The sequence below is a fragment of the Micromonospora sp. L32 genome (genome assembly GCF_052068055.1).
GTDB lineage: Bacteria > Actinomycetota > Actinomycetes > Mycobacteriales > Micromonosporaceae > Micromonospora > Micromonospora purpureochromogenes.
This window is the reverse complement of record NZ_JBQHDD010000009.1, coordinates 69,642-91,839: the sequence shown is the minus strand read 5'-3', so window position 1 is coordinate 91,839 and position 22,198 is coordinate 69,642. Positions and strand designations below refer to the sequence as shown.

The 22,198-nt window shown below is 71.9% G+C and carries 19 protein-coding genes and 2 pseudogenes; 16 read left to right on the top strand and 5 right to left on the bottom strand.

What is annotated here, in order from left to right; genetic code table 11:
• Positions 1–552: 552 nt before the first annotated feature.
• Both ACTMTB_RS23760 and shbA read right to left on the bottom strand, forming a co-directional pair.
• Positions 553–1,431 (bottom strand): anti-sigma-D factor RsdA, encoded by an 879-nt coding sequence (locus ACTMTB_RS23760; protein ID WP_441148441.1) that lies wholly within the window; start codon positions 1,429–1,431, stop codon positions 553–555.
• Entirely contained in the window at positions 1,428–2,006 is a 579-nt protein-coding gene (gene shbA / locus ACTMTB_RS23755) for an RNA polymerase sigma factor ShbA (RefSeq protein ID WP_441148440.1), read from the bottom strand. The genes ACTMTB_RS23760 and shbA overlap by 4 nt, the downstream gene beginning before the upstream one ends.
• A 161-nt stretch (positions 2,007–2,167) precedes the next feature.
• Between shbA and ACTMTB_RS23750 the strand changes: the two genes are divergently transcribed.
• The 11 genes from ACTMTB_RS23750 to ACTMTB_RS23700 are packed head-to-tail and all read left to right on the top strand — an operon-like array spanning position 2,168 to position 13,283.
• The gene (locus tag ACTMTB_RS23750) at positions 2,168–3,184 is read left to right on the top strand and encodes an ABC transporter ATP-binding protein (protein ID WP_441148439.1); all 1,017 of its coding nucleotides are present in this window, start codon (positions 2,168–2,170) and stop codon (positions 3,182–3,184) included.
• Positions 3,181–3,951 (top strand): MlaE family ABC transporter permease, encoded by a 771-nt coding sequence (locus tag ACTMTB_RS23745; protein ID WP_441148438.1) that lies wholly within the window; start codon positions 3,181–3,183, stop codon positions 3,949–3,951. The genes ACTMTB_RS23750 and ACTMTB_RS23745 overlap by 4 nt, the downstream gene beginning before the upstream one ends.
• Position 3,952: 1 nt before the next feature.
• Positions 3,953–4,756, top strand: a complete 804-nt coding sequence (locus ACTMTB_RS23740; protein WP_210775907.1) for an MlaE family ABC transporter permease — start codon at positions 3,953–3,955, stop codon at positions 4,754–4,756.
• A 2-nt stretch (positions 4,757–4,758) separates the two neighbouring features.
• Positions 4,759–6,042, top strand: coding sequence for an MCE family protein (locus ACTMTB_RS23735; protein ID WP_441148437.1), 1,284 nt, complete (start codon positions 4,759–4,761; stop codon positions 6,040–6,042).
• Positions 6,039–7,070 carry an MCE family protein gene (locus ACTMTB_RS23730; RefSeq protein ID WP_441148436.1) on the top strand — a complete coding sequence of 344 codons (1,032 nt, stop codon included), beginning with the start codon at positions 6,039–6,041 and terminating at the stop codon, positions 7,068–7,070. The genes ACTMTB_RS23735 and ACTMTB_RS23730 overlap by 4 nt, the downstream gene beginning before the upstream one ends.
• Positions 7,067–8,050: an MCE family protein gene (locus tag ACTMTB_RS23725; protein ID WP_441148435.1), complete on the top strand. Its 984-nt coding sequence runs from the start codon at positions 7,067–7,069 to the stop codon at positions 8,048–8,050. Before ACTMTB_RS23730 ends, ACTMTB_RS23725 begins: the two co-directional genes overlap by 4 nt.
• Positions 8,050–9,297: an MCE family protein gene (locus tag ACTMTB_RS23720; protein WP_441148434.1), complete on the top strand. Its 1,248-nt coding sequence runs from the start codon at positions 8,050–8,052 to the stop codon at positions 9,295–9,297. The genes ACTMTB_RS23725 and ACTMTB_RS23720 overlap by 1 nt, the downstream gene beginning before the upstream one ends.
• A complete protein-coding gene (locus ACTMTB_RS23715) occupies positions 9,294–10,703 on the top strand; it encodes an MCE family protein (RefSeq protein WP_441148433.1) in 1,410 nt (469 codons plus the stop codon). The genes ACTMTB_RS23720 and ACTMTB_RS23715 overlap by 4 nt, the downstream gene beginning before the upstream one ends.
• Positions 10,700–11,956: an MCE family protein gene (locus ACTMTB_RS23710; RefSeq protein ID WP_441148432.1), complete on the top strand. Its 1,257-nt coding sequence runs from the start codon at positions 10,700–10,702 to the stop codon at positions 11,954–11,956. The genes ACTMTB_RS23715 and ACTMTB_RS23710 overlap by 4 nt, the downstream gene beginning before the upstream one ends.
• Positions 11,953–12,741, top strand: coding sequence for a hypothetical protein (locus ACTMTB_RS23705; protein WP_441148431.1), 789 nt, complete (start codon positions 11,953–11,955; stop codon positions 12,739–12,741). Before ACTMTB_RS23710 ends, ACTMTB_RS23705 begins: the two co-directional genes overlap by 4 nt.
• 14 nt (positions 12,742–12,755) lie before the next feature.
• Positions 12,756–13,283, top strand: a complete 528-nt coding sequence (locus ACTMTB_RS23700; protein ID WP_210775901.1) for a hypothetical protein — start codon at positions 12,756–12,758, stop codon at positions 13,281–13,283.
• Positions 13,284–13,376: 93 nt separating this feature from the next.
• Here ACTMTB_RS23700 and ACTMTB_RS23695 read toward each other — a convergent pair whose 3' ends face one another.
• Entirely contained in the window at positions 13,377–15,527 is a 2,151-nt protein-coding gene (locus tag ACTMTB_RS23695; RefSeq protein WP_441148430.1) for an amylo-alpha-1,6-glucosidase, read from the bottom strand.
• 400 nt (positions 15,528–15,927) lie between these two features.
• On the opposite strand from ACTMTB_RS23695, the gene ACTMTB_RS23690 reads away from it, so the two are divergent.
• From ACTMTB_RS23690 to ACTMTB_RS23670, 5 genes are all read left to right on the top strand, one after another.
• The gene (locus ACTMTB_RS23690; protein WP_441148429.1) at positions 15,928–16,164 is read left to right on the top strand and encodes a preprotein translocase YidC; all 237 of its coding nucleotides are present in this window, start codon (positions 15,928–15,930) and stop codon (positions 16,162–16,164) included.
• Between the two features lie 332 nt (positions 16,165–16,496).
• Complete coding sequence (locus ACTMTB_RS23685; protein ID WP_441148428.1) at positions 16,497–17,429, top strand: hypothetical protein; 933 nt, start codon at positions 16,497–16,499, stop codon at positions 17,427–17,429.
• A gap of 221 nt (positions 17,430–17,650) precedes the next feature.
• The gene (locus tag ACTMTB_RS23680) at positions 17,651–18,469 is read left to right on the top strand and encodes a basic amino acid ABC transporter substrate-binding protein (RefSeq protein ID WP_441148427.1); all 819 of its coding nucleotides are present in this window, start codon (positions 17,651–17,653) and stop codon (positions 18,467–18,469) included.
• 81 nt (positions 18,470–18,550) lie between these two features.
• Entirely contained in the window at positions 18,551–19,345 is a 795-nt protein-coding gene (locus tag ACTMTB_RS23675; protein ID WP_210775896.1) for an amino acid ABC transporter permease, read from the top strand.
• A gap of 5 nt (positions 19,346–19,350) precedes the next feature.
• Positions 19,351–20,190, top strand: a complete 840-nt coding sequence (locus ACTMTB_RS23670) for an amino acid ABC transporter ATP-binding protein (protein WP_441148426.1) — start codon at positions 19,351–19,353, stop codon at positions 20,188–20,190.
• A 96-nt stretch (positions 20,191–20,286) separates the two neighbouring features.
• Here the strand turns inward: ACTMTB_RS23670 and prfH are convergent.
• Together prfH and ACTMTB_RS23660 are read right to left on the bottom strand one after the other, a co-directional pair.
• Positions 20,287–20,975: pseudogene (prfH, locus tag ACTMTB_RS23665) on the bottom strand (peptide chain release factor H).
• Positions 20,972–22,146, bottom strand: a pseudogene (locus tag ACTMTB_RS23660) (RNA ligase RtcB family protein). Before ACTMTB_RS23660 ends, prfH begins: the two co-directional pseudogenes overlap by 4 nt.
• Positions 22,147–22,198: the final 52 nt, after the last annotated feature.

Sequence of the window (22,198 nt, the reverse complement as noted above, 5' to 3'; positions counted from 1 at the left end):
AGCAGTCAACCACCGTTCCCTGATGGTGGCAACGCCGTACGGCCGATCTGAGGCTTTTCGCACCGCGCCACCACCCTGTCCGAGGCCGCGCAGGACGGGGTGGGCTGCGCGATGACGGCAGGCGTACGGGTCGATCTGCGTCGATCAGCCGGTGGTCGTGCCGCCGCATGCCTGCCGTCCCGGTTCCGGGCCGGTCGCGTCGATGCCATGTCTGTACATCGCGCGCAACGGTCAGAGCGCAACATCATTTTCTGGGTGACCACCGCGCACGGCTGGTCAGGTGCCGTCCACCGTCCCCGCTGGCCCCGACGAGGCGGTGTCAGGTGCGGACGTCGGGCGGCGGAGTCACCGGCCGGTACGGGGTCACGGACCGCGCCCCGCCAGTGCGCACGAGGGCCCCGCCCGGCGGCCGGCGCCGCCAGTGCGCACGAGGTGGTGGCTGCGGAAGCCGGTCGGGTCGGCCGGGGCGGTGGCGGCCGGTGTGCAGCGCCGATCCGTTGCCGTGACCGACCGACCCGGCCGGGTGGCACGACGCCGCGCCGGCCCGGACGGTCAGCCGAGCAGGTCCCCGGTGGGCAGCGGCAGCCCCGGCAGTGACGGCAGCAGCGACGGGCTCGGCGCCGGCGGCGGGGGAGGCTTCGGTAGCGACGGCAGCGACGGCAGGAGCCCGGATCCGGAGCTGGGCCGCGGCGAGGGCCGCGCCGACGGCGACGCCGGGGCGGTCGGGGGTGGAGCCGGGGCCGGAGCGCTCGGGGAACCGCCGGTCGTCGAGGCGGCCGGCGCGGGCGGCGCAGGCGGGGCGCACCGGGGCCAGCCGGGGCAGCTCGCCGCCGCCAGGTCGCGCAGGACGGCGTCGATCTCGGCGCGCAGCCGGGCCGCGTCGGCGGGGTCGGTGACCGAGGTCAGGTCCTGTTGGGCCCGGTCGACCCAGTGTCGGGCGTCGTCGAGCCGGCCGGCGGCGACGGCGTCGCGGGCGCGGGCGATGCTCTGCTCGACGGTGCGCACCGCGGCCTGCTCGGGATGCAGGACCTTGGTCAACGACCACAGCGGGCTCGTCGGCCCGGCGTTCTTGCTGCCCACCCCCAGTCCCGTCGCCAGCACGAGGACGGCGGCCACGGCGGCGGCCAGCCGCAGTGCCCACGGCCGGGGCCGTCGCGGTCGGACGCGGCCGGCCCGGGCGTCGTACGGCCCGGAACGGAGGTCGGCCCCGCCCCGCCCGCCGGCCTGGGTGCCGACGGCGGGGAAGCGGTCGCTCGTCCCGGTCTCGTCGACGCCGGCGGTGACGTCGGCCTGCCAGGCGGCGAGCATGGCCGCCAGGTCGTCGCCGTCGGTGCCCTCCTCGCCCCGCCCGAGCGCGTCGAGGAGCAGGTCGTCGCGGGTGACTGTACCGAGGTCCAGCTGCTCGCCGCCGTCGGGCTCGTTCCTGGTCATGCCGCCACCTCGTCAAGTCCGCTGCCCGCAAGGGTACGGAGCCGGGCGAGGGCCCGGGACTGGGCCACCCGTACGGCCGCCGCCGACATGCCGAGGATCGTGCCCACCTCCTCGGCGGTCAGGCCGACCGCCACCCGCAGCGTGATGATCTCCCGCTGGACGTCGGGCAGCCGCTGCAACAGCACCGACAGCCGGCGGGCCAGGTCGGTGGCGACGGCCTGCTGCTCCGGACCCGGCGCCGCGTCCGGGTGCTCCACCGGGGTGTCGGTCATGGTGACGGCGGAGTCGCGTACCGCCGCCCGCTGGGCGTCGGCGACCTTGTGCGCGGCGACGGCGAAGACGAACGCCGAGAACGGCTTGCCCTGCTCCCGGTAGCGGGGCAGGGCCTTCAGCACCGCCAGGCAGACCTCCTGGGCGACGTCGTCGGCGGTGGTGTACGCCCCGCCGACGCGGCCCAGCCGAGCCCGGCAGTACCGCACCAGCCCTGGCCGTACGTCCGTGAGCAGGGCCGAGACCGCCGTCGGATCGCCGACAGCGGCTCGACGGACGAGCTCTGGCTCGATCGATGTGGTCATGGATTGCGAGACACCTTCGTTACCGGCGGGTTAACCGCACGCTATCGAGACGTGGGCCACTTTGCATAGGTCACCCTGGGTGCCCGCCCGCCTGCGCAAAGAAGTGTGTTGCGTTCCGTCCGGCCGGCGCGATGTCAGTGATGTCGACGGAGGGAGGGCGCATGGGTGTCGAAGTGGCGGTGCAGGGACTGACCAAGTCCTTCGGCGGGCAGCCGGTCTGGTCGGACGTCAGCCTGACCCTGCCGGCGGGCGAGATCTCGGTGCTGCTGGGCCCGTCCGGCACCGGCAAGTCGGTGTTCCTGAAGACCCTGGTGGGGCTGCTCCGGCCCGACGCCGGTTCGATCTGGATTGAGGGCAAGGACCTGCCCCGGCTCTCCGAACGCGCGCTGTACGAGGTGCGAAAGCTGTTCGGCGTGCTGTTCCAGGACGGCGCGCTGTTCGGCTCGATGACCATCTACGACAACGTGGCGTTCCCGCTGCGGGAGCACACCCGCAAGTCCGAGTCGCAGATCCGCGACGTGGTCAACGAGAAGCTCGACATGGTCGGCCTGGTCGGCGCCGAGAAGAAGCTCCCCGGGGAGATCTCCGGCGGCATGCGCAAGCGGGCCGGACTGGCCCGCGCGCTCGTGCTCGACCCCCGCATCGTCCTGTTCGACGAGCCCGACTCCGGGCTGGACCCGGTGCGCACCGCGTACCTGAACCAGCTCATCATCGACCTCAACCAGCGGACCGGGGCGACGTTCCTGATCGTCACGCACGACATCAACACCGCGCGTACGGTGCCGGACAACATCGGGCTGATCTACCACGGGCACCTGGCCATGTTCGGGCCCCGGGAGATGCTGCTGTCCAGCACCGAGCCGGTGGTGCGACAGTTCCTCAACGCCCAGCGGGTCGGCCCGATCGGGATGGCCGAGGAGAAGGACGCCGAGGAGTTGCAGGCCGAGGCGGACGCCGGGGCCGAACTGCCCCCGCTGCCGCCCATCCCGCTGCAGCTGCCGCCCTCGGACGGGCTGCCCCGCCAGGCCGAGCGCCCGCCGGGGCAGTGGTGCCGGGACAACGGCGTCACCCCGCCACCCGGCTCCTTCGAGGGCCGTCGCGACACCGCGCAGCCGACCATCGAGCTGGGCCGGGAGCTCGCCGCCGACAGGCGGCACCACCGGGAGGTGGCCGGATGAGCGCCCCCGTCGCCGCCGTCCGCGCCACCGGCGACTTCTTCGCCTTCTGCCTGGACACCCTGCGCGGCCTCGGCCGCCGGCCGGTGCAGGTCCGCGAGTTCGTCCAGCAGGCCTGGTTCATCAGCTCGGTGTCCATCCTGCCGGCCGCGTTGGTCTCCATCCCCTTCGGCGCGGTCATCGCGTTGCAGCTCGGCTCGCTGGTCCGGCAGCTCGGCGCGCAGTCGTTCACCGGGGCCGCGTCGGTGCTCGCGGTGGTCCGCGAGGCCGGCCCGATCGTCACCGCGCTGATCATTGCCGGCGCGGGTGGCTCGGCCATCTGCGCCGATCTCGGCTCCCGCAAGATCCGCGAGGAACTCGACGCGATGCAGGTGCTCGGCATCGACCCGATCCAGCGCCTGGTGGTGCCGCGCGTGCTCGCCTCGATGCTGGTCGCCGTCCTGCTCAACGGCCTGGTCAGCGTGGTCGGGGTGAGCGGTGGCTACCTGTTCAACGTGGTCATGCAGGGCGGCACGCCCGGCGCGTACCTGGCCAGCTTCCAGGCGCTGGGGCAGCTGCCTGACCTGCTGGTGGGCGAGGTCAAGGCCCTGCTGTTCGGTGCGGCCGCCGCGCTGGTCGCCTCCTACAAGGGGATGACCGCCAAGGGCGGCCCGAAGGGCGTCGGCGACGCGGTCAACCAGAGCGTCGTGATCACCTTCATGCTGTTGTTCGCGCTGAACTTCGTCGTGACGGCCGTGTACTTCCAGCTTGTACCGCAGAAGGGAAGCTGACATGCCGGGCCTGCGGTACCTTGACGACCTGGGCGGCCAGCTCGCCTTCTACCTGCGCGCCTTCGCCTGGACCCCGCGCACCGTGCGCCGATACAAGCGCGAGGTGGTCCGGCTGCTGGCCGAGGTGAGCTTCGGCTCCGGCGCGCTCGCCGTGGTAGGCGGCACGGTCGGCGTCATCTGCTTCCTGACCTATTTCACCGGCACCGAGGTCGGCCTGCAGGGCTACCAGGCGCTCAACCAGATCGGCAGCAGCGCCTTCACCGGCTTCGTCTCGGCGTACTTCAACACTCGTGAGATCTCCCCCCTGGTGGCGGCGCTGGCGCTGTCGGCCACCGTCGGCTGCGGTTTCACCGCCCAACTCGGAGCGATGCGGATCTCCGAGGAGGTGGACGCCCTCGAGGTGATGGGCGTGCCGTCCCTGCCGTTCCTGGTCACCACCCGCATGATCGCCGGCTTCATCGCGGTCATCCCGCTCTACGTGGTGGGGCTGCTCACCAGCTACCTGGCCACCCGCACCATCGCCGTTTTCTACTTCGATCAGTCGGCCGGCACCTACGACTACTACTTCAATCTGTTCCTGCCCCCCGTCGACGTGCTGTGGTCCTTCTTCAAGGTGCTGGTCTTCAGCGTGATCGTGGTGCTGGTGCACTGCTACTACGGCTACACCGCGAGCGGTGGACCGGCCGGCGTCGGCGTCGCGGTCGGGCGGGCCGTCCGGCTCGCGATCGTCGCGGTCAACATCGTCGACTTCTTCCTGTCGCTGGCCATCTGGGGCGCGACCACCACCGTCCGGATCGCGGGGTGAACATGAGAAATCGCATTCTGGGCATCGTCTTCATCGCCCTGCTGACCGCGGCGCTGACCGCCTCCGTGCTGCAGTACAAGAAGGCGTTCACGCCGGTCGCCTGGGTAACCCTGCACGCCGGTCGGGCCGGGCTGCAGCTCAGCCCGGGCGCCGACGTCAAGGTACGCGGGGTGGTCGTCGGCGAGGTGCGCTCGGTGGGCAGCGAGGGCGCCGGCGCGAGGATCCGGCTGGCCCTGGACCCGGCCACGACGCCACTGATTCCGGCCGACGTCAGCGCGCGGCTGCTGCCCAAGACGCTCTTCGGCGAGCGGTACGTCGAACTCGTCCCGCCGACCGGCGGCCCGGCCGCACCGATCCGCGACGGCGCGGTCATCGGCCAGGACCGCAGCCGTACGGCCGTCGAGCTGGAACGGGTCCTCGACCAGGCGCTGCCCCTGCTGCAGGCGGTGCGGCCCGACCAGCTTGCCGCGACGCTCGGCGCCATCGCCACCGCGCTGGAGGGACGCGGCGAGCAGCTCGGCGCGAACGTCGAGCGGCTCGACGCATACCTCAAGCAGCTCAACCCGGCCATGCCGACCATCGCGGAGGACATCCGGAAACTGGCGGTCGTGCTGGACAGCTACGACGCCGCGCTGCCCGACCTGCTCGCCCTGCTGCGCGACGTGACCGTCACCTCCCGCACCGTCACCGACCAGCGTGAACAGCTGGCGGCGTTCCTCATCGAGACCACCGACACGGCGGACCTCACGCGCGGCTTCCTGGACCGCCACGGCGACCAGCTCATCTCCCTCGGCCAGGTCAGCCGACCGGTGCTGCAACTGCTTGCCACGTACTCCCCGGAGTACGCGTGCATGATGAGCGGCCTGGTCGCCCTGCAACCCCGCGTCGAGGAGGTCTTCGCCGGCGGGCGGATGCACATCACCCTCGAGGTCACCCGTGACGGCGGCAAGTACGAGAAGGGCCGCGACGAGCCGGTCTACGGCGCGCACGACGGCCCGCACTGCCGGGGCGTGCCCGACCCGGGGAAGCCGGCGCCCGAGGTGCCCATCAACGACGGTTACGACTACCGGGGCGAGCGCCCTCGTACCCCGCTGCCGGTCGGCCTGCTGGGGACCTCGCCGGCCGGCGGGTCCCCGGGCATGGGCCGGGCCGGCACCGCTGAGGAGCGTGCCCTGGTCAATCCGCTCGTCGGTGCCGTCACCGGCACCCCGCCGGCGGAGGTTCCCGACATCGCGGTCCTGCTCTGGGGGCCGTTGCTACGCGGAGGGGTGGTGAACGCCCGATGAGCAGCAAGACCATGGCGCCCCTGCTGAAGCTGGTGGTCTTCGCCGCGGTGACCCTGCTGCTGACCGCGCTGCTCGCGCAGACCCTCGGTGCCTTCCCGCCCGGCGGCGTCACCTACCGGGCCCGGTTCACCGACGTCACCGGGCTGCTCCCCGGGGACGACGTACGCGTCGCGGGGGTGAAGGTCGGCCAGGTCAGCCGGATCAAGGTGGTCGACAGCACCGTCGCGGAGGTGGCCTTCAACGTCACCCGCGACGTCCCGGTGGCTACCAGCGTCCGCGCCAAGATCCGCTACCGGAACCTGGTAGGTCAGCGATACCTGGCGCTCAGCGAGGGGCCGGGGGAGGGGCGGCCGCTGCGGGCCGACGGCGTCATCCCGCTCGGCCAGACCACGCCGGCGTTGGACCTCACCGTGCTGTTCAACGGGTTCCGGCCGTTGTTCACGGCCCTCGACCCCGACGACGTCAACAAGCTCGCCTACGAGATCATCCAGGTGCTGCAGGGCGAGGGCGGCACGGTGAGCAGCCTGCTGCAACGCACCGCGTCGCTGACCAACACCCTTGCCGACCGGGACGCCGTCATCGGACGGGTCGTCACCAACCTCAACGGCGTCCTGGCCACGCTGGCCGAACGGGACCGCAACCTCGACCAGAGCATCAGCCAGCTGCAGCAGTTCGTCTCCGGGCTCTCCGCCGACCGCAAGGCCATCGGCGAGTCGCTGGTCAGCATCGGTGAGCTCACCACCGCCACGTCCGCGCTGATCGACGAGGTACGACCACCGCTCGCCGCGGACATCCGAGCCCTGGACGAACTCAGTGGCAACCTCAACCGCAACGCGGCCGTCATCGACGGCACCCTCGGCCGGCTCCCGGAACGGTACGCGTCCCTGACCCGCGTCGCCTCCTACGGCTCCTGGTTCAACTTCTACCTCTGCGACTTCGACGGCAACGTGGCGGTGGCCGGCCGGGCGCCGATCGACGTGCCCACGTTCAGCGCCCCGGCCGCCCGATGCGCGGGAGGCAGCCAGTGAAACCGTTCCGGGAACGCAACCCCGTCGTCATCGGCACGGTCGGGCTGGCGCTGATCGTCGCCGCGCTGCTGGGCGCCTTCCAGCTCGACCGGCTGGCCGACCTGACCGGACGCGCCTACCAGGCGGCCTTCCACGACGCCAGCGGCCTCACCACCGGCAACGAGGTGCGGGTCGCCGGGGTGCGGGTGGGCAAGGTGACCGCGGTGGAGCTCGCCCGAGACGGCGCGCCCTACGTCCGGGTCCGGTTCCGGCTGGACGACGACAGCGTCCGCCTCGGCAGCGACACCAGCGCCATGATCAGGATCAAGACGGTGCTCGGCCAGAAGTACCTGGCCCTGATACCGGCCGGGCCCGGGCGGCTGCGCGAGGGCGGGCAGATCCCCCTCGCCCGGACCGCGGCGCCGTTCGACGTGGTGCAGGCGGTCACCGGACTCGCCGACACCCTCGACAAGATCGACACCGAACAGCTCGCCGCCGCCTTCACCACCCTGTCCGAGACCTTCGCCGACACGCCCGACAGCGTGAACGCCTCCCTGGTCGGACTCTCCCGGCTCTCCCGCACGGTCGCCGACCGCGACGCCGAACTGCGGACCCTGCTCTCCCGCGCCCGCTCGGTCACCACCGTGCTGGCCAGCCGGGACGAGGAGTTCCGCAAGCTGGTCGCCGACGGCGAGGCGCTGCTGGCCGAGGTGAGCCGGCGTCGGGACGCCATCCACAAGCTGCTCGTCGGCACCGACGAACTCGCCACGCAGCTCTCCGGACTGGTCACCGACAACCGCGCCCGGATCGAGCCCGCGTTGCGCAAGCTGCGCGAGGTGGTCGCCATCCTGCAGCGCAACAAGGAAGACCTGGAGAAGACCATCCAGCGGATGGGCCCGTTCGTCTCGACGTTCGCCAACGTGGTCGGCAACGGCCGCTGGTTCGACTCGTACGTGGCCGGTCTGCTCCAGCCGTACCAACCGACGAGGGGAGGCCGCTGATGCCCGGTCCCATCCAGCGCTGGCGACGACCGGTCGCCGTCGCCACCGCCCTGCTGGTGGCCGTCGCCGCCGGCGTGGTCGTCCTCCGTGACGGCACACCCGACCGGCGGGTGGTCGCCTACTTCTCGCGTGCCGTCGGGGTGTACCCGGGATCGGACGTGCGGGTGCTGGGCGTTCGCGTCGGCGAGGTGCTCACGGTCACCCCGCAGGGCCGCAGTGTCAAGGTCACCATGTCCTACGCCCCGGGGATCGACGTCCCCGCCGAGGCGCAGGCGCTCATCGTTCCGCCCAGCGTGGTCAGCGACCGGTACGTGCAGCTCACCCCCGCCTACGCCGGCGGCGCCAGGCTCACCGACGGGGCGGAGATCCCACTGGAGCGGACCGCCGCGCCGATGGAGATCGACGATGTCTACCAGGCGCTCGACGACTTCAACCGCACCCTCGGCCCGGAGGGGGCCAACCGCGACGGTGCCCTGTCCGACCTCGTCGCGACCGGCCGGGCCAACCTGGAGGGCAACGGGCAGAACCTGCACGACACCCTCGACGGCCTGTCCCGGGCGCTGACCACCCTCTCCGACGGCCGGCAGGACCTCTTCGGCTCCGTCGCCAACCTGCAACGCTTCACCACCGCGCTGGCCCGCAGCGACCGGGAGGTGCGCGCCTTCAACCAGCAACTCGCCGACGTCGCCGAACAACTGGCCGGCCAACGCGACGAGCTGGCCGCCGCGCTGCGCAACCTCGCCACCGCGCTGGCCGACGTCACCGCGTTCGTCAAGCAGAACCGAGCCGCGCTGACCTCCAACGTCGCCGCGCTGACGGAGATCACCGGCGTGCTGGTCGGCCAGCAACAGGCGGTCATCGAGATCCTCGACGTCGCCCCGCTCGCCGTGAACAACCTCGCCCTCTCGTACAACCCACGGTCCGGGACCCTGGACACCCGCAACAACGCGATGGGCCCGTACGACCCAGCCAGCTTCGCCTGCTCCCTGTTGGTCGACCAGCTTCCCGCCGCTGAGGTGCCCGCGAAGTGCATGGCGCTCGCGCAGACCCTGCACCAGCGCGGGCTGCCCATGACCGACCAGCTGCGCAAGCTGCTCAAGCTGCCGCCCGGCGCCCCGGCGACCGGCGGGTCCTCACCGGGACCTCCCATCAGCTCCCCCGGTGCGTCGATCCCCGACCAGGCGCCGGGCGGCTCCGGCATCACCAGCGACCCCACCCTCGGCGGCATCCTGCGGGGCACCCCGTGACCGCCCGGGCGCTGCGCGCCCTGGCCGGCGCGGTCCTGATGGCGCTGCTCCCGACCGGGTGCGGCCTGCCCGACCTCGCCGACCTGCCGCTGCCCGGCGGCGCCCCGAAGGGCGAGGGGTACACCGTCACCGCCGAGTTCAGCGACGTGCTCGACCTGGTGCCGCAGGCCGCCGTCAAGGTCGACGACGTGACCGTCGGAAGCGTGGAGAAGATCTCCCTCGCCGGCTGGACCGCGCGAGTCACCCTGCGTATCGGCACCGACGTGCGCCTGCCGTCCAACGCCACTGCCGCGGTCCGGCAGAGCAGCCTGCTGGGCGAGAAGTACGTGACCGTCGCGGCGCCGATCACCGGAGCCTCGACCGGCCGACTCGCCGACGGCGACGTCATCCCGCTGTCCCGCACCAACCGCGGCGCCGAGGTCGAAGAGGTCCTCGCCGCCCTCGGCCTGCTGCTCAACGGTGGCGGGTTGGCTCAACTGCGGACCATCAACCAGGAACTCGGCACCGCACTCGCCGGACGGGAACCCGCCGTCCGGGACGCGCTGGGCCAGCTCGACGAGTTCATCGGCGGGCTGGACAAGCAGAAGGCCGACCTGGTCCGCGCCCTCGACGCCCTCGATCGGCTGACCGGCCGGCTCAACCGGCAGAAGCAGGTGCTCGGCGACGCGGTGGACTCCCTCGCCCCCGGCCTGACCGTGCTGGCGCAACAGCGCGCCCAACTGACCAGCGCGCTGACCGCCCTGGACAAACTCGGCGACGTCGGCACCCGGGTCGTCAACCGCAGCCGCGACGACACCGTGGCCAACCTCCGGTCGTTGCAACCGATCCTGGAGGAGCTGGTACGCGCCGGTGACGACCTGCCGAAGTCCCTGGACTTCATGCTGTCGTACCCGTTCCCGCCGAACGTCACCGGCGCGATCGTCGGCGACTTCGTCAACCTGTCCGTCACCGCCGACCTCGACTCGGCCTCGATCCTGGCGAACCTGGCCGCCGCGGCCCCCTCGCCGGCAGGCCCGGCGGCGGCGCCGAGAACGGCCACTCCGGCCAGGCCGCCCGCCGCCGGCGGGCCGTCGCCCGCCGTCCCGCTGCCCGGCACCGGTCCGTTGCCCGGCCTGCCGATCCTTGAGTGCCTGCCCGACCCGGACAGGTTCCCCGCCACCTGGACGCCGCCGAAGGACTGTCTGCTGCCGGAGGGCTGCGTCCTGCTCAAGCCCGGCTCGACGGTGCCCGTCGGCGGACTGATCCTGCCCAAGGGCGTCGTGCCACCGGGCACCGCCTTCCCCGCCGGGACCGAACTGCCCCCGGGCACCGTCATGTCGGCGCAGTGCGTGCTGCCGGTGACCGGCGCGGTGACCGGACAGATCGGCGGCCTGCCGGACATCCTCGGAGGGGGACTGAAGCCATGATCGGACGTACCGCGAAACTGCAGGTTCTGGCGTTCGTGCTGGTAAGCGTCCTCGGCGTCGGCTACGTCGCCGTCCGCTACGTCGGTGTCGGCGACCGGCTGCTCGGCGGAAGCTACGTCGTCCACATGGACCTCACCCGAGCCGGTGGGATCTTCCCCAACGCCCCGGTCACCTATCGCGGGGTGCCGGTCGGCCAGGTCACCGCGGTCGCCCTGCACGGCGACGGGGTCCGCGCCGACCTGCGGTTGCAGCGCGACGTCCGGGTGCCCGACGACCTGCGGGCCGTGGTGGCGCAGCGCTCCGCCGTCGGCGAGCAGTACGTGGACCTGCGCCCGGACCGCGACGGCGGGCCGTACCTCGCCGACGGGGCGGTGATTCCGGCGGACCGGACCGGCGTCCCGCTCGCCCCGGAGGTCCTGCTGACCAACCTCGACGCCCTGGTCCGCTCGGTCGACCCCGAGGACCTCACCGTCCTGATCACCGAACTCGGCACCGCGTTCGAGGGCAACGAGACGGCGCTGGCCAGCATCCTCGACGCCGGGGATGCGCTGCTGACCGAGGCGGACGCCCGGCTGCCGGAGACGCTCGCGCTGATCGACGACGGACGTACCGTGCTCACCACCCAAGCAGAGTCGGCCGAGGCGCTGCGCCGGTGGGCGGCCGGCCTGGCCCAGCTGGCGGCCACCCTCCGCGAGGCCGACCCGGACCTGCGGCGGCTGCTCGCCGCTGGACCTCCCGCCGGGCGTGAACTGTCCGCACTGCTGCGGGGACTGGAACCGACGGTCGGCACCCTGCTCGGCAATCTGGTGACCGTCAACGGCATCGCCGCCCGGCGGCTGCCCGGCATCGAGCAGATGCTGGTGGTGTACCCGATCGCCGTCGCCGGCGGTTTCACCGTCACCCCGGGCGACGGCACCGTGCACCTCGGTCTGGTGGTCAATGCCAACGACCCGCCGTCCTGCGTGTACGGGGGTGGCAACGCGAAGTGCGACGCCGGGGAGCGGGCGGCCGGCGCCAGCGTGCGCGGCAACGCCAACGCCCCCCGACCGGGGGGCCGGGAACCCGCGGCCGGCCCGGCGTCGTCCGGCGCCGCGCCGAGGGCCGGAACCACCACCGGTGGGTACGACCCGGCGACCGGCCTGGTGCTCGGCGCCGACGGTCGACCGTTGCAGTTCGGCGGGACCGGTGGTCAGTCCCGGATGGCCGGGGACCAGTCGTGGAAGCAGTTGCTGCTCGCCGGGGTGACCCCGTGACCGGCGCGAAGAAGGAGGTGGCGATGCAGGCACGCAGGAACCACACGCTGAAAGTCATCAAGGGGGCGAAGCCTGGAGTGCCGGGCCGGGCGGCGCAACGCCGGATGGTCCCCCGTCAGCTTCCCCAGCCGGAGGAGCCGATCGAGGACGTGCTGAAGCGGCTCGACCAGGAACCGGTCGAGGACCCGGCGGAGTTGGCGGATCCGGCGGCCGGTGACGACCCGGCGGACGCGGACGCTCCCCCGGAGGAGGCCGCCGGGGGCCGCCCCGCGGAGAAGCGGGCCACGCCAGCGCCGACGCGACGGCGGCGCCCGCTGATCGTCCTGCTCGTGGTGGTGCTCGCCGCGGCCCTCGCCGCCGCCGGCATGGCCGGTCACCGGTGGTACGTCGACCGGGCGACGGACCAGGCCCGGCAGGAGGCGATCGCCGCCGCGAAGCAGGCCAGCGTCAACTTCGTCTCGGTCAGCGCGGCCAGCGTGGACCGGGACATCCAGCGGATCACGGCCGGGGCCACCGGTGACTTCAAGGACGAGTTCAGCCGGGGGCAGTCCCAGGTCCGGGCCGCGGTGGTGGAGAACAAGGTCGACTCGCGCGGGTCGGTGCTGCGGGCCGGGCTGGTCTCCGGTGACCGCGGCCGGGCGGTCGTGCTGGTGGCGGTCGACGCCACCGTCAAGAACGTCAAGTCGCCCGAGGGGCGGCCGTCGCACTACCGGATCCAGATGGACCTGGTCCACGACAAGGACTCCGGCCGGTGGCTGGTGTCCCGCCTGCAGTTCGTCGGATGAGAGAGGGAGGACCCGTGCGTACCCTGGTCGACTTCGCGCGACGGCCGCGCGTGCTCCGGCGGCCCGCCGCCCGGATCGGGCTCGTCCCGGCTCTGGTCGTGGCGATCGTGGTCGCGACCGCCGTCGCCGGTCTGGCGTGGTGGGGCGACCACCGCGCCGAGCAGCGGGACACCGCCGTACGTCAGGCGCTGGCCACCGCGCCCGCCGCCGCCAAGGCGATCTTCTCCTACGACTACCGCACCTTCGACGACAGCGTCGCCAACGGCCGCAGCTTCGCCACCGGCTCCTTCGGGAAGGAGTACGAGCAGACCACGGCGGCGTTGAAGCAGACCGCCGCGAAGCAGCAGGCGGTCGTGGCTGCGGAGGTGTCCGCGACGGGCGTGGTGACCGCGACCACCGACCGGGTCGAGCTGCTGGTGTACCTCAACCAGTTCCGGCGCAACGTGAACACCGCCGGGGAGAAGGTCGACCAGAACCGCGTGGTGCTCACGCTGGTCCCGGTCGACGGCGAGTGGAAGGTAGCCAAGGCCACGGCCATCTGAGGTCCTCGTAGGCGGCTCTCCCGGACGGCATCGCCACCCCTTCTGCCCGACGGCGGCGATCCGGACCGGCGGGCGCCGGCGGCGTACCGCTGGTCAGGAGCGGTGGCGGGTGACCGCCGTCGCCTGCAGCGTCGGGCGGCGCACCACGGCTATCCGGTCGCCGCGGGCGCGGATCGACGTGCGCCCGCCGCGCCGGCGGCGCACCGTGAGGTCGACGGTGGCCCGTCCCACCTGTACGCCCTCCAGCGTCAGGTCCGGCAGCCACTCCGGCAGGTGCGGGTCCACGAAGATCGTCCGCAGCGGTGCGGCCGGGCGCAGCGCCAGCAGCGCCTGGACCAGCGCGACCACCGAGCTGGCGGACCACGCCTGGGGCGAGCAGGAGTCGGGATAGACGCCGGGATGTGGATGGGCGTCGTCGCGGGGCAGGCCGCTGAGCACCTCCGGCAGGCGGTGGTCCTCGAAGAGCGCCGCAGCGGCGAACATCCCCTCGGCCAGCCGGTGCAGCTGTGCCCAGCAGCCGTACCGGGCCAGGCCGAGACCGATGGTGCCCGCCTCCACCGGCCACACGCTGCCCCGGTGGTAGCTGAACGGGTTGTACGCCGGATGCGCCGCCGACAGGGTCCGCACCCCCCAGCCGCTGAACATGTCGGGCGCCAGCAGCCGGCGGGCGACCAGGCCGGCGACCCGGGTCGGCACGATGCCGGTGGTCAGCAGGTGGCCGTCGTTGGAGTTGACCGACCGCACCTGCCGCCCGTCCGGCCCGAGCGCCATCGCGTAGCAGCCCTGATCGGGCATCCAGTAGGCCCGGTGGAAGCGGCGACGCAACGCGCGGGCCCGGGCCACCAGCTTCGCGCCGAGGGCGGGCCGGCCCGTCGCGGCGAACACCACGGCGGCGTGCCGTAGCGCGGCGTACCAGTACGCCTGGAGTTCGCTGCTCGCGATCGGGTTCGGCACCACCTGCCCGTGCTCGTCGACGACGGCGGTGTCCGAGTCCTTCCACCCCTGGTTCTTCAGGCCGGACCGGGCGCGGCAGTGGTACTCCAGGAAGCCGTCCCGGTCCAGGTCGCCGTACCGGTCGAGCCAGTCCAGGGCGCGGTGCGCCGTCGGCAGCAGTTCCCGCACCGTGTCCAGGTCCCCGGTCCAGGCCAGGTACTGCCCGAGGAAGACCAGGAAGTCCGGCGCCGTGGACCAGTCGCCGTGGTAGTGGGTGAACGGGTCGAGCCCGAGCACCGACACCGGGCCGAGGCGGGCCTCGTGCAGCGGTTTTCCCGGCTCCTCGTCGCGCCGGTCGTCGACGCGCTGCCCGACGTGGCGGGCGTTGAGCCGAAGGCTGTCCGCCAGCATCGTCGGCCCGGCCACCAACGCCTGCCACGACGCGGTCATCGTGTCCCGGCCGAAGATCTCCTGGTAGATCGGCAACCCGGCCATCGGCGCCGTCGGCCCGGCCGGCTCGCCGAGCGGCAGCACGGTCAGGTCGTCGACCGCGCACCGCCAGGCCGCCGTGACGTCGAAGTTGCTGCTGCTCAGCCGGGTGAACTCGCGGGCGAGGCGGGCGCCGGCGGCCGTGGCGGCGTCGGTGGGGTCGGTGAACGTCGGCGGCGGCGCGACCAGGCGCTCGCCGTCGAAGACGGGCTCGACGAGGAGATCCACCCGGCTGCTGCCACCCGGCGGCACCGTGACGTCGACGGCGAGCGCGCCGTCGACGTACCGGACGGGGGCGTCGGCGCGTATCCGGATCGCCACCGCCCGGTCCAGGTCGTCGCGCAGGTAGGTCAGGAGCAGTTCCCGCTCCGCCGGGTCCCACGCCCGGTCGACGTCGCCGAACTGCCGGCGGCGTCCCGTCTCGGCCTCGCTGGTGTCCGCGAAGTCGGCGGCGAGGTGGATCCGCACCGGCAGGGTGCGTGGCCGGGCGGCGTAGCTGACCACGCTCAGCCGGGTGCGCAGCCCGTCCCCGACGAACCGTTCCGTCAGCAGGTAGACCGCCTGCGAGGGCAGCGCCTCGCCGTCGCCGAGTTCGGCGTACGACAGTTGCGCGTGACCCCGTACGTTCGCGGTGCTGAACGCGACCGGTTCCCGGCCGTCCACCGTGAGCCGCTCGGCGCTGAGCATCCGGGTGTTGCGCGCGAAGAAGCCCTGCGGCTCGGCGCCGGTGATCCGGCCGCGCACGTCGGTGACCAGGGTGCTCCACCCGCTCGCCACGTACAGCAGGTCGGGGCGGACGCGCAGGTTCCGGACCCGGCTCATCGGCGGTGCGGCGGCGGGTGGCGCCGGCCGGGTCGGACGCGGTGACCAGGTGACGCCTGCGCAAGCGGCATCGCTCCCGCCCCCCTGATCCGCGATTCGAGCCCGGCCGCGGCGCAGCCGGTCGGCCGGGCCCGCCTACCCGCTCCCGCCGCCGGTACACCCCGCCGCCTCCCGGCGCCCTCCTTCAGAGAAGGAGTGGCCATTCCAGCTTCCAAGGCCACTCATTCTCCGAAAGGGCACCCGCATGCGCGGGCGGGCGTCGGCGCGGGCCGGGGGGTGCGGGCCGGAGGCACCGGCGGCCCCCGGACGCACGAGGGTGCGGGCGTGCACCGACAAGGTTTCGCCCGGACGGCGGCGGGTAGCCGTCGCCGGACAGATCCACCACCGACGGGAGACGGCCGTGGGGTACAGGGCGCGGCAAGGAAAGCAGCCGGTCGATCCGGAGCACGCCGAGAACGAGGCCGGCCAGGCCCGCCTCGTCCAGGTGGAGGCGGACACCGAGGTCCCGGCCCCGGACGACACCGACGTACGCCCGGACCTGGTCACCGAGGACGACGGGTCGGGCGTGGCCGGTGGGTCCTCCGGTGGTAGCGGCGGTGGCTCCGGCATGCGCGGGCACCCGGACGCCGCCCGCTGACCCGTCCACCGGTTGACAGCGGTACGCGACCAGCCGGGCGTTCACACCACTGCAATCGACGGCAGCGAACAGCAGTACCCGGCGGTCCACGTCGCCTGGTTAGGGGACCGGGATGAATCCATGGTTAACGGGTCGGATGCGATGCTTCACACCCTTTGGGGTTCTTCGCTCGTTTAGCCGGCTTACCCGGCGGTAGCTATTGGCATATGAAGAACCTGATGAATGCGCCGCGGTTGGCCGCGGGCGCGCTGACCCTGTCGTTGACCGTCGTCTCAGTCCCCGGCGTCCCCGCTTGGGGCAGTGCGGTAACCCCGCCGCCGGGGAGGTTCGAAGTGGACAGCACCTCCGACGCTCCTGATCGGACGCCCGGGGACGGGCGGTGCCGCACCGCCGACGGCGTCTGCACGCTGCGGGCTGCGGTGATGGAGGCCAACGCACAGTCGGACTCGACCATCGTGGTCCCCGCCGGGCGGTACACCCTGCGCATCCCGCCGCTGGTCGGCCGCGCGTTCACCGACTACACCCTCGCCGACACCGCGCATGGCAACCTGAAGATCGTCAAGCCCACCACCATCGTGGGCGCCGGCCGGGACCGTACGGTGATCGACGGCGGTCGGCTCGACCGGGTCTTCACCGTCCTGCGACCGGCCACCATCTCGGACCTCACCATTACCGGCGGCGTGTCGGCCCCGGTCGCCTCGGTCTACAACTACTACGGCGGGGGCGCCGCGCTGAACGCATCCGACCTCACGATGGAGCGGGTCCGGCTCACCGGCAACAGCGCCCGCTTCGGCGGCGCGGTCCAGAGCATCCCGTTCACCTCCTTCACCCTGCGCGACAGCCTGGTGGACGACAACGAGGCGGGTGAGGCCGGCGGGCTGCGGTTCGACTCGGTCGGCCTGGTCGAGCGGTCGACGATCACCCGCAACAGGGTCAGCAATCCGCACGACCCCACCCGCCCGGGGGAACTGGCCGGGCTGGGCGGTGGCATTGACGTCCGCGGCGTACGTACCGTCACCGTGGTCGACTCCGAGGTGACCGAGAACTACGCCGAGGACGGCGGGGGCGGTATCAACATCTCCCTGGCCTACCTGCCGGGGAGCACCGAGGACCGGTCCGGACCCGGCGCGGTGGAGCTGAAGGGTTCCGTGATCAGCGGAAACACCAGCCGGAGTGGTCCCGGCAACTGCCGGGCCGTCCGGGCGCGCATCGTCGACCTCGGCGGCACGACCGACTCCGACGGCAGCTGCGCGACCACCCGGTAGCCCACCGGGCGGCGTCGGTTGACCGGGTCTGCTGGCGCCGCCCACTGGCACCCGGTTTCGTACCGAGTGCCGGGTTTACTGACCGTGACGGCTACAGGATCGACTCAAGAGTCGACGTGATCTAGGTACGTCCTGCCGAATCAGGTACCGTCGCCTGTCACATCGTCTTTGCACCAACACTGGCTGCCTGTCACACGGGCGCCGAACCGGAGGGACACAGCGTGACTTTCCACAGCGCAGTCCGTAAGGCTGGCCTGATCGTGGCGATCGCCACCCTCGCGGTGAGCGCGGGATGCGCCAAGAAGGATGACAGTGAGGTCCAGGCCAGCGGGGTCAAGCTCGTTGAGAAGGGCAAGCTGACCGTCTGCACCCACCTGCCGTACGCGCCGTTCCAGTCCAAGGATCCCAGCGGCAAGGTGATCGGGTTCGACGTCGACGTGATGGACCTGGTCGCCAAGGAACTGGGCGTGGAGCAGAAGATCGTCGATACACCGTTCGAGGGGATCAAGTCCGGCCAGGACCTGAACACCGGCAAGTGCGACGCGGCTGCCGCCGGCATGACGATCACCGAGGAACGGCAGAAGGTGATGAACTTCTCTGACCCGTACTTCGACGCGACGCAGGCGATGTTGGTCAAGACCGGCAAGCCGCTCAAGTCGCTGGACGACCTCAAGGGGAAGAAGCTGGGCGTCCAGGCGGCGACCACGGGCCGTGACTACGCCCGGAAGTTCGAGAAGGAGAAGGGCCTGCAACTCGTCGAGTTCGAGGATCTCGCCGCCCTGCAGCAGGCCCTCGCCAACGGCCAGGTGGAGGCCGCCATCAACGACCTGCCGGTCTGGACCGAGTACATCAAGGAGCACCCCGGCGGCTTCGAGGTGGCGGCCGAGTTCGACACCGGCGAGCAGTACGGGTTCTCGGTGAAGAAGGACAGCAACCCGGAACTGCTCAAGAAGATCAACGAGGTGCTGGCCAAGGCCAAGCAGGACGGCAGGTACGACGCCGTCTACGAGAAGTGGATCGGCAAGCGGCCGAACGCCTGATCGAACCCCACGACCGGAGGGTGCGCGCCTGTCGCGCGCCCTCCGCGTATTCAACCTGTGCGTAGCAAGGAGCATCGAACAGTGAAGCTGCGACGCCGCCAGCGAGAGCGGCTGTTCCTCTGGCTCCAGTACCTGGCCTTCATCGCCGTCATCGCCGCGGTGATCTTCGCCGCGGACTGGGACAGGCTCAGCGAGGCGTTCTTCCGCGTCGACATCATCGAGTCGATGTTCCCGACGATCATCACCGTCGCGCTGCGCAATACGATCCTCTACACGCTGGGTGCGTTCGCCTTCGGCCTCGTGTTCGGCACCATCCTCGCGCTGATGCGGCTGTCCCGGGTGGCGCCGTACCGCTGGGTCGCAACCGCGTACATCGAGCTGTTCCGGGGTCTGCCCGCGCTGCTGGTGCTCTTCCTCGTCGGGTACGGCATTCCGATCGCCTTCCCGGAGCGGGAGATTCCGGGCGGCGTGTTCGGTTCGATCGCGATCGGTCTCGGGTTGACCGCCGCGGCGTACATGGCCGAGACCATCCGGGCGGGCATCCAGGCCGTGCCGAAGGGGCAGATGGAGGCGGCGCGCACCCTCGGCATGTCGCACTTCACCGCGATGCGCACCATTGTCATCCCGCAGGCGTTCCGGGTCGTGATCCCACCGCTGACGAACGAACTCATCCTGCTCACCAAGGACTCGTCGCTCGCGTACGTGCTCGGCGTGACCGCGCAGACCATCGAGGTCACCAAGTTCGGTCGGGACACGCTGAACGACCGGGTGAACGCCACCCCGCTGCTGGTGGCCGGGTTCGCCTACCTGGTCATCACGCTGCCCCTCTCCCAGGTGGTACGACGTCTCGAACTCCGCTACGCCAAGGCTCGGTGACTGACATGACGACCACCCAACCCCGCCCCGCCGTCGAGATCCGCGACCTGCACAAGTCCTTCGGTCCGCTCGAAGTGCTCAAGGGCATCGACTTCGAGGTCGGCCACGGCGAGGTGGTCTGCGTCATCGGGCCGTCCGGATCCGGCAAGTCGACGCTGCTGCGGTGCGTCAACCTGCTGGAGGAGCCGACCGCCGGCAAGATCTGGGTAAACGGGGTCGAGATGACCGACCCGGATGTCGAGATCGACTCCGTACGTCGCGGCATCGGGATGGTCTTCCAGTCGTTCAACCTCTTCCCGCACCTGACCGTGCTGAACAACCTCACCATCGCCCAGCGCCGGGTGCTCCGGCGCGGCCGCGCCGAGGCAGAGCGGATCGCGCGCAACAACCTGGAGCGGGTCGGGCTGACCGACAAGGCCGACGCGTTCCCGTCGCAACTCTCCGGCGGGCAGCAGCAGCGGGTGGCGATCGCTCGGTCGCTGTCGATGGAGCCCAAGCTGATGCTCTTCGACGAGCCGACCTCCGCGCTCGATCCGGAACTGGTCGGTGACGTGCTCACCGTCATGCGCAACCTGGCCGAGGACGGCATGACGATGATGGTGGTCACCCACGAGATGGCGTTCGCCAGGGACGTGGCCGACCGGGTCGTGTTCATGGATGGCGGCGTGGTGGTCGAGCAGGGGCGGCCGCAGGAGGTGCTCGGTGCGCCACGGCACGAACGGACCCGCTCGTTCCTCTCTCGGGTCCTCGATCCGACCCAGGTCGCGCAGCTTGGTCAGCCCGACCAGTCGCCCGAGCCGCCGGAACCGCCTCGCCTGCCGGCCGACGACCGCCACAATCTGTGACAGCCTGGGTGCGCCGCCGCATTGACCCGCCCCGCGTCAGCTTCTCCTGAACGCCGCTTCGCTGCGTCGATCCCGTTGGTGGCGGATGCGATGTTCCTACCGCGGTGAGCGCGGCTGTGCGGACTGCCGCCGTCGCCGGCGTGGCCGATGCGGTGTGGCCGTGTCCTGTCCTGACGGATGCGGACGTTCAATGCGGGTGGGGTTGCCCCGTACGAGCTCGTCGTGGATGCGCCATCGGGCGGTGGTGGCGGCGCGCCGCGCTGTCTCGTCGCCGTGCTCGATGCGCTGGCGCAGCAACTGGACGGCAATGCGGCGGTTGAGGCTGAACTGCCGCTCGGTGTCGACCACGACGACGATGCCGGAGGGACGGTGGTTGCCCGTACCGCCGTGCTGGCCTTGTTGCGGTGCTGACCGCCGGGGCCGCCGGTACGGCAGGCGACGATGTCGACATCTGCTTCCGTAAAGGTCGTGACCGGGCTGTCGACCCGGCACGGTCGGACGGTGACGTACCAGTTCTTCCGGCCGGCGTCCGCGCGGTAGGGGCTGGGGGCCTGCCAGCACAGGGTTCCGCTCCACGAGGCGGCGAACGCCTCGGCGCCGGCGCCGGAGATCTCGACCAGTGCCGACCGGTAGGTGCCGGGCCGGTCCCCGGGTACGGTCTGGACCCGATGGGTCACCAGGTTCTGCCGGGTGGCGTCGGCCGCCAGCCGGCCCAGCAGCTGGGCCAGCGCCCAGGCGCACTCCTGCGGGCCACGCCCGGCGGACATGAGCAGGTGGACGCTCATGGCCGGCCCCGTTCACGGCGGTGGTTCCGGCGGTCCGATCGGGGCGTGGACCCGATGTCGGGCGTCTTGTAGGTGACCAGGGGGACGGTGGTGGCCACGGGGGTGGCCAGGTCGTGGTCGACGAGGTCGCTGATCACCTGCTCGATGCGTTGTAGGCAGTGGGCGCCTCCTCGAAGAGCAGTTGACGGTCCCCGCACACCACCAGCGACCCCACCGGGGTACGGCGCAGTTCCTCGACGGTGTGCTTGGCCCGGCCCCGGCGCAGGGCGTCCGCCCGGGACATCTTGCGGCCCGCGCCGTGGGCGACGGAGTGGTTGGCATCCGGGCCGGCGTGGGCGGCCACGAGGTAGGAGGGAGTGCCGCGCGTACCGGCGATGAGCACGTCGCGGCCGTCACCCGGCGCCGCGCCCTTGCGGTGCAGGTAGACCCCGTCGCGGACCTCGACCAGGTTGTGGCACTGATCGACGATCGGCTCGGTGGGTTCCGCTCCCAGGGCGTGGGCGACCCGGGCGGCCATCAGCCGCCGGTTGAGCGAACCCCAGCGTACGGCGTCGTCATGCATCGCCAGGTAGGCGGCGGCATCAGGGGTGCGGCCCGCGCCGTGGACCTCGGTGTGCGCCCGCAGGATCCGCTCGCCCAGCCCTCGGGAACCGCTGTGGACGATGAGAACGAAGTCGCCTGCGGCGAGCCCGAGACGGCTCGCGTGGCCCGGCTCGACGACGCTGTCGATCCGCGCCAGCTCGACGAAGTGGTTACCCCGGCCGACCGTTCCGAGGCCCTCGACGTGACCGGCGGGAACGTCGCCCGCCATGACGGCCCAGGCCGGGTCGTCGGCATCCCGCTCGGGGTCCAACGGGCGGTCGAGGTCGGGGAATCGGGCGGCGAGCTTCTCGGGTACGGCGCGCTTGAGCTTGATGGGAAACACGGCAATGCCGCAACCGATGTCGGAGCCCACCAGGAACGGATACAACACGGTCGACGCCATGGCGGCGCCGATGGGGGCGCCCTTGCCCGGGTGCAGGTCCGGCATGCCGGCGACGTGGATCATGCCGTCGAGGGCGGCCACCTGCTGGCACTGCGCGAGGGCATTCGACTCGATCCAGCTTGTGGGGGAGGCGAACACGGTGACGGTGGCCGGGGTGGACGGCGGCCGGGAGTGGTGCTGAGACAAGGACGCTCGCTTCTCGCGAAAGGGTACGGACGGGCGGCATGACGGCGCCGGT

Excerpts from the sequence above, each read along its gene's own strand:
- ACTMTB_RS23745 (WP_441148438.1), top strand. The coding sequence starts at position 3,181 with ATGAGCGCCCCCGTCGCCGCCGTCCGCGCCACCGGCGACTTCTTCGCC.
- ACTMTB_RS23730 (WP_441148436.1), top strand. The coding sequence starts at position 6,039 with ATGAGCAGCAAGACCATGGCGCCCCTGCTGAAGCTGGTGGTCTTCGCC.
- ACTMTB_RS23720 (WP_441148434.1), top strand. The coding sequence starts at position 8,050 with ATGCCCGGTCCCATCCAGCGCTGGCGACGACCGGTCGCCGTCGCCACC.
- ACTMTB_RS23710 (WP_441148432.1), top strand. The coding sequence starts at position 10,700 with ATGATCGGACGTACCGCGAAACTGCAGGTTCTGGCGTTCGTGCTGGTA.
- ACTMTB_RS23735 (WP_441148437.1), top strand. The coding sequence starts at position 4,759 with ATGAGAAATCGCATTCTGGGCATCGTCTTCATCGCCCTGCTGACCGCG.
- ACTMTB_RS23740 (WP_210775907.1), top strand. The coding sequence starts at position 3,953 with ATGCCGGGCCTGCGGTACCTTGACGACCTGGGCGGCCAGCTCGCCTTC.
- ACTMTB_RS23750 (WP_441148439.1), top strand. The coding sequence starts at position 2,168 with ATGGGTGTCGAAGTGGCGGTGCAGGGACTGACCAAGTCCTTCGGCGGG.
- ACTMTB_RS23670 (WP_441148426.1), top strand. The coding sequence starts at position 19,351 with ATGACGACCACCCAACCCCGCCCCGCCGTCGAGATCCGCGACCTGCAC.
- shbA (WP_441148440.1), bottom strand. The coding sequence starts at position 2,006 with ATGACCACATCGATCGAGCCAGAGCTCGTCCGTCGAGCCGCTGTCGGC.
- ACTMTB_RS23760 (WP_441148441.1), bottom strand. The coding sequence starts at position 1,431 with ATGACCAGGAACGAGCCCGACGGCGGCGAGCAGCTGGACCTCGGTACA.
- ACTMTB_RS23695 (WP_441148430.1), bottom strand. The coding sequence starts at position 15,527 with ATGAGCCGGGTCCGGAACCTGCGCGTCCGCCCCGACCTGCTGTACGTG.